Origin of the sequence: Streptomyces albireticuli (assembly GCF_021228125.1) — a bacterium.
Classification (GTDB): Bacteria; Actinomycetota; Actinomycetes; order Streptomycetales; family Streptomycetaceae; genus Streptomyces; species Streptomyces albireticuli.
On sequence record NZ_JAJQQS010000003.1, the window covers coordinates 475,783 to 487,445 of the forward strand.

Annotated in this window: 5 protein-coding genes; 3 read left to right on the forward strand and 2 right to left on the reverse strand. The window is 74.9% G+C overall.

Annotated features, from left to right (window positions below; all coding sequences use genetic code 11):
• Positions 1-4 precede the first annotated feature (4 nt).
• Positions 5-1,138, reverse strand: coding sequence for a M20 family metallopeptidase (locus LUZ64_RS06795; RefSeq protein WP_095580058.1), 1,134 nt, complete (start codon positions 1,136-1,138; stop codon positions 5-7).
• Between the two features lie 142 nt (positions 1,139-1,280).
• Between LUZ64_RS06795 and LUZ64_RS06800 the strand changes: the two genes are divergently transcribed.
• Genes LUZ64_RS06800 through LUZ64_RS06810 form a run of 3 tightly spaced genes read left to right on the forward strand, consistent with a single transcriptional unit; the run spans position 1,281 to position 10,160 of the window.
• On the forward strand, positions 1,281-8,534 hold the full coding sequence (locus LUZ64_RS06800; protein ID WP_232389751.1) for a non-ribosomal peptide synthetase: 7,254 nt from the start codon (positions 1,281-1,283) through the stop codon (positions 8,532-8,534).
• A 4-nt stretch (positions 8,535-8,538) separates the two neighbouring features.
• On the forward strand, positions 8,539-8,742 hold the full coding sequence (locus LUZ64_RS06805) for an MbtH family protein (protein WP_095579572.1): 204 nt from the start codon (positions 8,539-8,541) through the stop codon (positions 8,740-8,742).
• Positions 8,739-10,160 (forward strand): DHA2 family efflux MFS transporter permease subunit, encoded by a 1,422-nt coding sequence (locus tag LUZ64_RS06810; protein WP_267897158.1) that lies wholly within the window; start codon positions 8,739-8,741, stop codon positions 10,158-10,160. Before LUZ64_RS06805 ends, LUZ64_RS06810 begins: the two co-directional genes overlap by 4 nt.
• A 117-nt stretch (positions 10,161-10,277) precedes the next feature.
• On the opposite strand, the gene fes is transcribed toward LUZ64_RS06810, so the two are convergent.
• A complete protein-coding gene (fes, locus tag LUZ64_RS06815) occupies positions 10,278-11,513 on the reverse strand; it encodes an enterochelin esterase (RefSeq protein WP_095579571.1) in 1,236 nt (411 codons plus the stop codon).
• Positions 11,514-11,663 lie beyond the last annotated feature (150 nt).

Here is an 11,663-nt window from a genome sequence, read left to right on the forward strand (position 1 = left end):
GAGATCAGGCGCGCTTCGCCGCCGCGAAGTCCGCCGCCGTCCACGCCATTCCCACCGCGCCGTCGAGCAGCGCCCGCTCACCCATCGGCGACACCGCCGCCTGGACGAACTCCGGCTCATGAGGGCCGCACGCCCCACCCGAGATGTCGAGGACGGGATGGATCGACGGGACCGCGTGGGAGACGTTGCCCATGTCCGTGCACGCGAACGCGTCACGCCGCTGCGGCTCCGGGCGGCCCAGGGCGCGGGCGTTGGCCTGCCACAGGGAGATCAGCCCGGCGTCGGTGCGGAAGTCGAGGTAGTCCGGCTCGGGCCGGGTCAGCTCCACCTCGCAGCCCGTCGCCAGCGCCCCCGCCCGGAAGCACGCCTCGACGCGCTCCCGCAGCTCCCGCAGGTCCTCGGCGGCCGACGCGCGGATCTCGTACTCGGCCGTCGCCCGGTCCGGGATGAGGTTCGGCGCCGTTCCCGCGCCCGTCGTCACACCGTGCACCTTCCAGTGCGGCGGCAGCTGCTGGCGCAGCAGGCCCAGGGCCACCTGGGCCACCGTCAGGGCGTCCGCGGCGTTGCGGCCCTCGTGCGGGTTGAGGCTCGGGTGCGCGGCCTTGCCGGTGTACGCCACGGAGAGCGTGCCCAGCGCGAAGGAGCGGAACTCCGCGACCTCGAACGGGCACGGGTGCACCATCATCGCGGCGTCCACCCCCTCGAACGCGCCCGCCTCCAGCATCAGTGCCTTGCCCGCGCCACGCTCCTCGGCCGGGGTGCCCAGAACCCGGACCGTCAGACCGAGTTCATCGGCGTACGGCGCGAGGGCCAGGGCCGCGCCGAGGCCCGCGGCGGCGATCAGGTTGTGCCCGCAGGCGTGCCCGAGGCCGGGCAGCGCGTCGTACTCGCAGGCGAGCGCCACGGTCACCGGACCGGAGCCCACCGTCGCGGCGAACGCGGTGTCGAGCCCGTACGCCGGGGCCGTCACGTCGAAACCGTGCCCGCGCAGGAACTCGGCGCACCACGCCGCGGCGCGGTGCTCCTCGAAGGCGGTCTCGGGATGCGCGTGGATGCGCCGGCTCAGCGACAGGAGGTCGTCGCGGTGATCGAGCACGCGTGCGCGCAGGGCGGATTTGAGGCCGTCGGCCGCGGTCATGAGGTGGCTCCTGTTCGTTTCGCCCGCTCAGCTGAGGGAGTCTCACGAGCAGGCAAAAAAATAGCTTAGGCTTCCCTAAGCTGACATGCCGGGGGGTCCGGTGTGGCCAGATCGCTGTCATCACAACGGGAGTCCCCACGCCATGCGTCACCACCAGGTCGAGCCTTCTGCCGCCGGTCCCGCCGATGCCGAGCTGCCCCTGCTCGCCGCCCAGGCCGGAATCCTGTACGCGCAGGAGCTCGCCCCCGACAACCCGGTCTACAACACCGGTGACCGCGTGGAGATAACGGGCCCCCTGGACGAGGAGCTCTTCGCGCGCGCCCTGCGCCGCACCGCCCGCGAGGCCGAGACCCTGTCCCTGCTCGCCACCCCGGGCGGCGCCGACACCCCGCCCGCGCAGCGCCTCACCGGCACGGAGACCGAGCTCCACCGCGTCGACCTGCGGGACGCCGCCGACCCGCGGGCCGAGGCCGAGCGCTGGATGCGCGAGGACCTCGACCGCCCCGTCGACCTCACCCGCGGACCGCTCGTCACCCAGGCCCTCCTCCGCCTCGCCGACGAGCGCTACTGGTGGTACCAGCGCGTCCACCACTTCGCCGTCGACGCCTACGCCCTGACGCTCATCGGCCGCCGCACCGCCGAGATCTACACCGCCCTGGCCGCCGGCGAGGAGCCCTCCGACAACCCCTTCGGCACCCTCCGCGAGCTCGTCGCCGACGAGGCCGAGTACCTCGCGAGCCCCCGGCACACCGCCGACCGCGACTTCTGGCGCACGCACCTCGCGGACCGCCCCGAGCCCGTCTCCCTCTCCACCCGCCCCGCCGCCCCCGCCGGCGAGACGCTGCGCCGCACCGGCACCCTCCCCGCCGGGACCATGCCCCGCCTGGAAGCGGCCGCCGGGGCCGTCAAGGCCACCTGGGCCGAGCTCCTCATCGCGGCCACCGCCGGATACGTCCACCGCGTCACGGGCACCCACGAGGTCGTCCTCGGCCTGCCCCTGATGAACCGCCGCGGCCCCGCCGCCCTGCGCACCCCCGCCATGACCGTCAACGTCATGCCGCTGCGCGTCACCGTCCGCCCCCAGGACACCGGCGCCGAACTCCTGCGCCGCGTCGTCCTCGCCGTCCGCGCCGTCCGCCGCCACCAGCGCTACCGGCTGGAGGACCTCCGCCGCGACCTCGGCCTCACCGGCGCCGAGACCCCGCTCTTCGGCCCGATGGTCAACATCAAGGCGTTCGAGGGCGACCTCGACTTCGGCGGGCTCCCCGGCACCGTCCGCAACCTCGCCGCCGGCCCCGTCGACGACCTCGCCGTCGCCGCCACCCCCGCCCCCGACGGCTCCCTCGGACTGGGCTTCGACGCCAACCCCGCCCGCTACGACGACGCGGCGCTCGCCGACCACGAGGACGCCCTCCTCCGCTACCTCGACGCCCTCGCCGGCCTGCTCCTCGACGACCCGTCCCGGCCCGTCGGCACCCTCGACCTCCTCGGCGCCGACGAGATCCACCGCGCCACCGAGGGCCGTAGCGAGCCCGCCCCCGAGCACACCCTCCCCGAGCTCTTCGCCGCGCAGGCGGCCCGCACCCCCGACGCCGTCGCCGTCCGCAGCAACGGCACCGCCCTCACCTTCGGCGACCTGGACGAGCGCGCCAACCGCCTCGCCCACGAGCTGACCGCCGCCGGCGTACGGGCCGAGACCCCCGTCGCCCTCGCCCTGCCCCGGAGCACCGACACCGTCGTCGCCCTGCTCGCCGTCCTCAAGGCGGGCGGCGTCTGCCAGCCCCTGGACCTCGGCCACCCCGAACAGCGCCTCACCGCCGTCCTGGAGGACACCCGGCCCGCCTGCGTCGTCGGCACCGCCGACGCCGTGGCCGGCCTGCCCGCGCACTCCATACCCACCCTGCTCCTCGACGACCCGGCCACCCGCGCCCGGATCGACGCCCGGCCCGCCACCGCGCCCCAGGCGCCCGCCCTCGGCCAGGCCGCGTACATCATCCACACCTCCGGCTCCACCGGCCGGCCCAAGGGCGTCGTCGTCACCCACGCCTCGCTCGCCAACCTCCACGCCGGACACGGCACCGACCACATCGCCCCCGCCGTCGCCCGCGCGGGCCGCGACCGGCTGCGCGTCGCCCACAGCGCCTCCTTCGCCTTCGACGCCTCCTGGGACCCCGTCATCTGGATGGTCCACGGCCACGAACTGCACCTCCTGGACGACGCCGGCTACCGCGACACCGCCGCCCTCGCCGCCTACGTCCACGAGCACCGCGTCGACTACCTCGACGCCACCCCCTCCTACGTCGAGGCGCTCCTCGCGGAGGGCCTGCTCGACGCGGACCGGCACCGCCCCGCCATGGTCGTCGTCGGCGGCGAGACCGTCCCCGAGCCGCTGTGGCAGACCCTCGCCGCCACCGACGGCCTCACCCCCCTCAACCTCTACGGGCCCACCGAGACCACCGTCGACGCCTACTACTGGGTGCCCGGCGACGGCGCGGGCGCCCCGGCCGCCGGCCGCCCCGTCCGCGGCTCCCGCGCCTACGTCCTCGACAACTCCCTGCGCCCCGCCCCCGCCGGCGTCACCGGCGAGCTCTACATCGCCGGCGCCTGCCTGGCCCGCGGCTACCTCGGCCGCCCCGACCTCACCGCCGAGCGCTTCACCGCCGACCCCTTCGGCGCCCTCCACGGCGAGCCCGGCGCCGCCATGTACCGCACCGGCGACCTGGTCCGCCGCCGCCCCGACAACACCCTGGAGTTCCTCGGCCGCGCCGACGACCAGGTGAAGATCCGCGGCTTCCGCATCGAACTCGGCGAGATCCAGGCCACCCTGGCCGCGCACCCCGCCGTCGCCCAGGCCGCCGTCATCGCCCGCGACACCGCCCACGGCAAGCGGCTCCTCGGCTACGCCGTGCCCACCGCGCCCGGCGCCACCGACACCGAGGCCCTGCGCGCCCACCTCGCCGGACTGCTGCCCGCCCACATGGTGCCCGGCGCGATCGTCCTCCTCGACGCCCTGCCCCGCACCGCCAACGACAAGCTCGACCACCGCGCCCTGCCCGACCCGGAGCCCACCGAGGCCGGCGCGCGCCAGGAGCCCCGCACCCCGCGCGAGGCCGCCCTCTGCGCCCTCTTCCAGGACGTCCTCGGCCTGCCGGAACTCCCCTCCGCGCACGCCGACTTCTTCGAGCTGGGCGGCCACTCCCTGCTCGCCGGCCGGATCGCCGCCCGCGTCCGCGAGACCCTCGACGAGGGCTTCGGACTCGCCGACGTCTTCCGCCACCCCACCCCCGCGGCCCTCGCCGCGCTCCTGGAGGGCGCCACCGCGCCGGACGCCCCCGAGGAGCGGCCCGAGCTCGTGCCCGTACCCCGCGCGGAGCGGATGCCGCTCTCCCCGGCCCAGAAGCGGCTGTGGTTCATGCACCGCCTCGAAGGCCCCAGCCCCACCTACAACATCCCCCTGCTCCTCACCCTCACCGGGCCCGTGGACCAGGACGCGCTGCGCCTCGCCCTCGGCGACCTCACCGAGCGCCACGAGACCCTCCGCACCGTCTACCCCGCCGCCGACAACGAGCCCTACCAGCGGATCCTGACCCCCGCCGAGGCCCGCCCCGAGCTGCACACCGCCCCGCGCACCGCGGACCTCACCGAAGCCGTCCGGCACTGCTTCGACCTGGCCGCCGAACCCCCGCTGCGCGTCACGCTCTTCACCGGGGGTTCCGGGGGCCGCTCCCCGGCTGAGGAGAGCACCGAGGGCTCCGAGGAGCACACGCTGCTCGTCCTCCTGCACCACATCGCCGGCGACGGCGCCTCCACCACACCGCTCGCCCGCGACCTCGCCACCGCCTACGCGGCGCGCGCCGAGGGCCACGCCCCCGCGTTCGCCCCGCTGCCCGTCCAGTACACCGACCACACCGCCTGGCAGCAGCGCCTCCTCGGCACCGCCGACGCGCCCACCCCGCTCGCCGGACGGCAGCTCGACCACTGGCGGCAGGCCCTCGCCGGCCTCCCCGACCAGCTCGAACTCCCCACCGACCGGCCGCGTCCCGCCGTCGCCTCCTACGCCGGTGCCACCGCGCCCTTCCACCTCGACCCGGCCGCCCACGCCGCCGTCGAAGCGCTCGCCCGCACCACCGGCACCAGCGTCTTCATGGTCGTCCAGGCCGCCCTCGCGGCACTCCTGACCCGCTACGGCTGCGGCACCGACATCCCCGTCGGCACCCCCGTCGCCGGCCGCGACCAGGACGCCACCGCCGACCTTGTCGGCTTCTTCGTCAACACCCTCGTGCTGCGCACCGACACCTCCGGCGCGCCGACCTTCCGCACCCTCCTCGACCGCGTCCGCACCTCCACCCTGGCCGCCTACGAGCACGCGGACCTGCCCTTCGACCGCCTCGTCGAGGACCTCAACCCGCCCCGCTCGCTCGCCCGGCACCCGCTCTTCCAGGTCATGCTCGCCTGGCAGTCCGTCCCCGACGCCGAGTTCGCGATGGGCCCCGGCCTCACCGCCCGCATGGACGCCGTCCCCTCCGGCACCGCCAAGTTCGACCTCACCCTCAACGCCGGCGAGCGGCCCGGCGGCGGCATCTCCGGCTTCCTCGAGTACCGCACCGACCTCTTCGACGCGGCCACCGCCGAGGCGCTCGCCACCCACCTCGCCCGGCTCCTCGCCGCGGCCGCGGCCGACCCGGACACCCCCCTCGGCCGGCTGCCCCTCCTCGACGACGCCGAGCTCCACCGCTCCCTCGTCGAGTGGAACACCGGCACCCCCGCCCCCGAGCCGTTCAAGCAGACGCTCGTCGAGCTCTACGAGGACGCCGCCCGCCGCCACCCCGACCGCACCGCCGTCACCTGCGACGGCGCCTCCCTCACCTACCGCGAGCTGTCCGCCCGCGCCAACCGCCTCGCCCGGCTGCTGGCCGCCCGCGGCATCGGCCCCGGCTCCATCGTCGCCCTCGCCCTGCCGCGCTCCCCCGAGCTCGTCACCGGCCTGCTGGCCGTCGCCAAGTCCGGCGCCGCCTACCTCCCGATGGACCCGGACTACCCGGCCGACCGCCTGGCCTACATGCTCCAGGACGCCGCCCCCGCCGCCGTCGTCACCGACACCGCGACCGCCGCCCGGATCCCCGCCCACGAGCTGCCCGTCGTCCTCGTCGACGGCACCGACGCCCAGGACCACGCGCCCACCGACCTCACCCCCGGCGAGCGCACCCGCGCCCTGCGGCCCGACGACGTCGCCTACGTCATCTACACCTCCGGCTCCACCGGCCGACCCAAGGGCGTCCCCGTCACCCACCACAACGTCGCCCGGCTGTTCTCCGCCACCGACCAGTGGTTCGGCTTCGACGCCGACGACGTCTGGACGCTCTTCCACTCCTACGCCTTCGACTTCTCCGTCTGGGAGATGTGGGGCGCCCTCCTGCACGGCGGCCGGCTCGTCGTCGTCCCCCACCTCGTCAGCCGCGACCCCGCCGCCTTCCTCCGCCTGCTGGCCGCCGAACGCGTCACCGTCCTCAACCAGACGCCGTCGGCCTTCTACCAGCTGATGGCCGCGGACCGGCAAAGGAGCGCGAACCATCCCGGCAGCGACCTGGCCCTGCGCTACGTCGTCTTCGGCGGCGAGGCCCTCGAACTCGCCCGCCTCGCCGACTGGTACGACCGGCACGCCGACGACGCCCCCACGCTCGTCAACATGTACGGCATCACCGAGACCACCGTGCACGTCTCCTACATCGCCCTCGACCGGGCGAAGGCCGCCGCCGGCGCCTCCAGCACCATCGGCGTCAACATCCCCGACCTGCGCGTCTACGTCCTCGACGAGTACCTCCAGCCCGTCCCGCCCGGCGTCACCGGTGAGATGTACGTCGCCGGCGAGGGCCTCGCCCGCGGCTACCTCGGCCGCCACGCCCTGACCGCCGAGCGCTTCGTCGCCGACCCCTTCGCCCACCTCTTCGGCGAGAGCGGCACCCCGATGTACCGCTCCGGCGACCTCGCGCGCCGCCGCCACGACGGCAACCTCGACTACTTCGGGCGCGCCGACCACCAGGTGAAGATCCGCGGCTTCCGCATCGAGCTCGGCGAGATCGAGGGCGTCCTCGCCGACCACCCCGACGTCGCCGACGCGGCCGTCGTCGTCCGCGAGGACACCCCCGGCGACAAGCGCCTCGTCGCCTACGCCGTACCCGCCCGCGAGACCACGCCCGCCCTGCTGCGCGAGCACGCCGGCACCGAACTGCCCGCCCACATGGTCCCGTCGGCCGTCGTCCTCCTCGACCGGCTCCCGCTGACCGCCAACGGCAAGCTCGACCGCAAGGCCCTGCCCGCCCCCGACCTCGCCGCCGCCGTCACCGGAGGCCGCGCCCCCCGCGGCCTCCGCGAGGAACAGCTCTGCGCGATCTTCGCCGATGTCCTGGGCCTGCCCCGGGTCGGCGTCGACGACAACTTCTTCGACCTCGGCGGCCACTCCCTCCTCGCCGTGCGCCTCGCCGGCCGCGTCAAGGAGGCACTCGGCGCCGAGGTCGGCATCGGGACCATTTTCCAGGCACCCACCGCCGCCGCCCTGGACGCCGCACTCGACGCCACCGACCGCACCGACGAGCTGGACGTCCTGCTCCCGCTGCGCCCGGCCGCGCCCGGCGACAAGGCCCCGCTGTACTGCGTCCACCCCGCCGGCGGCCTCAGCTGGTGCTACGCCGGCATCATCCGCCACCTGCCCGCCGACGTGCCGATCTACGGCATGCAGGCCCAGGGCGTCGGACCCGCCACCGCCGCCGAACCCCTCCCGGCGACCCTGGAGGAGCTCGCCGCCCACTACGTCGACCGGCTCCGCGAGGTCCAGCCGGAAGGCCCGTACCGCCTGCTCGGCTGGTCCACCGGCGGCATCATCGCCCACGCCATGGCCACCCGCCTCCAGGACCTCGGCCAGGAGGTCGAGACCCTCGCGATCCTCGACGCCTACCCCGCCGAGGGCTTCCGCGAACTGCCCGTCCCCGACCAGGCCGAGGCGCTCGAAGCACTCCTCGCCATGGGCGGCTACGGACCGGACAGCCTGGACGGCAAGCCCTTCGAGCTCGCCCACGTCACCGAGGTGCTGCGCCGCGAGGGCTCCCCGCTGGCCAGCCTGGACGACGCCACCATCGAGGCCCTCAACCGCACCTACCTCAACACCAACCACCTGGTGCGCGCCTTCGACCACCGCGTCTTCCGGGGCGACGTGCTCTTCTTCCGGGCCACCGTCGACACCATCGACGACACCCTCACCCCGGACACCTGGGCCCCCTACGTGACCGGGCGGATCGACAACACCGACGTCGCCTGCTCGCACAAGGACATGACCCTGCCCGAACCGATCGCGCACATCGCGAGCGTCATCGCCGACCAGCTGAAGAACCTGGAGAACTGACCCCATGAGCGACGCACCCGCCAACCCCTTCGACGGAGACGGCCCCTTCCTCGTCCTCGTCAACGCCGAGGGCCGGCACAGCCTCTGGCCGGGTTTCGCCGCCGTGCCGGACGGCTGGACCCTCGTCCACGGCCCCTGCGAGCGGCAGCCGGCCGTGGACTGGATCACCGAGAACTGGACCGACCTGGCCCCGGCGGCCCAGGGGTGAAGGGCATATCCCCGCGCGTCGCCGTCGTGATCGTGTACACGGCGGCGATGTGCATGAACGGCCTCGACTCCACCATCGTCAACCCGGCGCTGCTCACCATCGCTTGGGACTTCGGCGAACCCGTGTCGGCCGCCAACACCGTCGAGGTCGCCTTCCTGGTGGCGCTCGCCGTCGCCCTGCCCGTCGCGGGCTGGCTCGGCGACCGCTTCGGCACCAAGAAGGTCTTCCTCGGCTCCCTCGCGGTCTTCACCGCCGCCTCCGCGGTCTGCGGCCTCGCCCAGAACCTGGAGACGCTGGTCCTCGCCCGCGTCGTCCAGGGCATCGCCGGCGGCCTGCTCACGCCCGTCGGCATGACGCTGCTCTTCCGGGCCTTCCCGCCGCACGAGCGGATGAAGCTGTCGAAGGTCCTCATCGTGCCGACGGCCCTGATGCCGGCCCTCGGCCCGCCGCTGGGCGGCTTCCTGACCGAGCACCTCTCCTGGCACTGGCTGTTCTTCGTCAACGTGCCGATCGGCGCGGCGGCGGTGCTGCTGGGAGTGGTGGGCCTGAGCGAGCACAAGGAGGACGTCGAGGGCGGGTTCGACCTCAAGGGCTTCCTGCTCGCCACCCCCGCGCTCGGCCTGCTCACCTACGCGCTGGGCTTCGGCCCCACCCACGGCTGGACCTCCCCGTCCGTCGCCGTGGCCGGCCCGCTCGGGCTGGCGCTGCTGGTCGCCGGGTGCGTCCACCTGGTCCGCGCCAAGACGCCGCTGCTCCGGCTGCGGCTCCTCGCGGACAAGGTCTTCTCCTCCGCCACCGTGCTCGCCCTGGTCACCTCGGCCGGTCTGATGGGCGTCCTCTTCGCCTTCCCGCTGCTCTACCAGGCGGCCCTCGGGGCCTCGGCCCTCGACGCGGGCCTGAGCGTCTTCCCGGAGGCGCTCGGCCTGATGCTGGCCTCCCAGGTCTCCGACCGGCTGATGCCCCGGCTCGGCCCCCGGTGGCTCGCCGTGCCCGCCCTGGTCCTGGCGACGGCGGTCTTCGCCGCGCTCGCCGTACCGGGCGTGGCCGAGAACGCCTGGGCCGTCCGGGCGCTGATGTTCTGCGTCGGCCTGGTGCTGGGCACGGCCGTGATCACGGTGCAGATCGCCGGGTTCGCGGACGTACCGCCCCCGGCCATGGGCCAGGCCATGGCCCTGTTCACCATCGTGCGCACCCTCGGCGGGGCACTGGGCATCGCGGCCGTCGCCGCGGTCATCTCCGCCGCGGGCGCCACGTCCACGCACGACGCCGACCCCGGCCCGTACCGCACGGGCATCCTGGTCACCGCCGGCCTGGTGGCCGCGGGCACGCTCTTCGCCCTGCGGATGCCCAAGGAGGCCCCCGCGCCGCCGCCGTTCGACGACGAGCCGGAGGGCGAGCAGGCGCCCGCCGCGGCCTGAGGCCCCGCGCGCCGGACGGCGCGCCCGCCATGACAGAGGTCCCTGACCGGCAGTGCGCCGGTCAGGGACCTCTGTCATGGCGGGCCTCGGTCATGAGGCTCTCGTGAACCCGCGGTGCTAACGCGGCCCCAGCAGCCCCGCGAGGCCGTCGGCCAGCCCGCCGCGCCAGCAGGCGTAGTCGTGCCCGCCGTTGAACTCCCGGTACGTCACCTCGTAGCCGCGCGCCTCCAGCACATTGCGCAGGTGGCGGTTCTGGGGGAGCAGCATCCACTCCTGGAGGCCCACCTCCAGATGGAAACGGACCGGCTGCTTCTCGCGCACCGCGTACTGCCGCGTCAGCCACTCGCTGCCGCCGTCGAACTCGGTGTCGTCCGGCCACCAGAAGGAACCCGACTGCGACAGCGCGTTCCCGAACCGCTCCGGCCTGCGGAACGCCGCGAACGCCGCCGTCAGACCGCCCGCGCTCTGCCCGGCCACCACCGTGCGCGCCGGGTCGCCCGTGGCGCCGTACGCGTCGGCGGCCCACGGCAGCAGCACGTCCGCCAGCCAGTCGACGAACTCCTCGCTGCAACTGAGGTCCGCCATCCGCCGCGCCCGGCCCATGGTGTGCACCTGAAGGGTCACGGTCGGCTCGATCCGCCGCTCCGCGTGCAGGTTGTCGAGCGTGTCACCGAAGCCCAGGACCGGGCCCCACATCTCGCCGTCCAGCAGCACGGCGACGGCGTACGACCCGTCCCCGGCCCGGTGCCCGGCGGGCAGGTGCACCGACACCTTCCGGCCGTCGACCTCCGCCTCGACGCGCCTGCCGCGCGCCACCTCCGCCCTCGGCAGGGCCCACTTCTGGGCGGGGGCGTCCGGCAGCTCCAGCACGGACGACGGGTTGCGGCCGTCCTTGGAGGGCAGCACCGGCACCGTGGCGAGCGGGTCCGGAACGGCCGCGTCCAGCACCCGCAGCCACGCCTCGCGGTCGGTGCGCAGGGTCTCCTCGCGGGGGCCGCGCGCCACGAAGAACTGGTACGCGGCCCGGTGGTCGGCCCGCAGCCGGTGGCTGATCGCCCAGACGTCCGTGCCCGGCACCTTCTCCATCAGGTGCGGGCTGAGGTCGCGGGCGTGCCGGTCCTTGTCGGTGACCGTGTGGAGGAGCGCGAGGACGTCGGTGGCGGGGGCGGCCGGGTCGTCCCGCCAGAGGAATGTGACGAGGCGGTACGCGGGGTTGCCGGGGTCGGTGGGGTCGGGCTCGACGAGGGGGGTGCCGGAGGTGGCGGCGTGCCGCCAGAAGATGTCGGTGGCGCCGGGGGTGTTGTTGCGGACGGCGGCGGCGAGGTTCCGGAGTGCGGGGCTCTGCGGGTGCATGGCTCCTGGTTTCTGTGGGTGGGCGGGGTGGCGGGGTCCGGGGCGGGTGGGTGGTGCGGGGTGTCGCCTGCCGGCGGGCTTTCCCCTACCCGCCCCTTCCCGTAACCGGGGGCAAGCCCCCGGGCCCCCGGTTCCGCGCTGCCGCGCGGT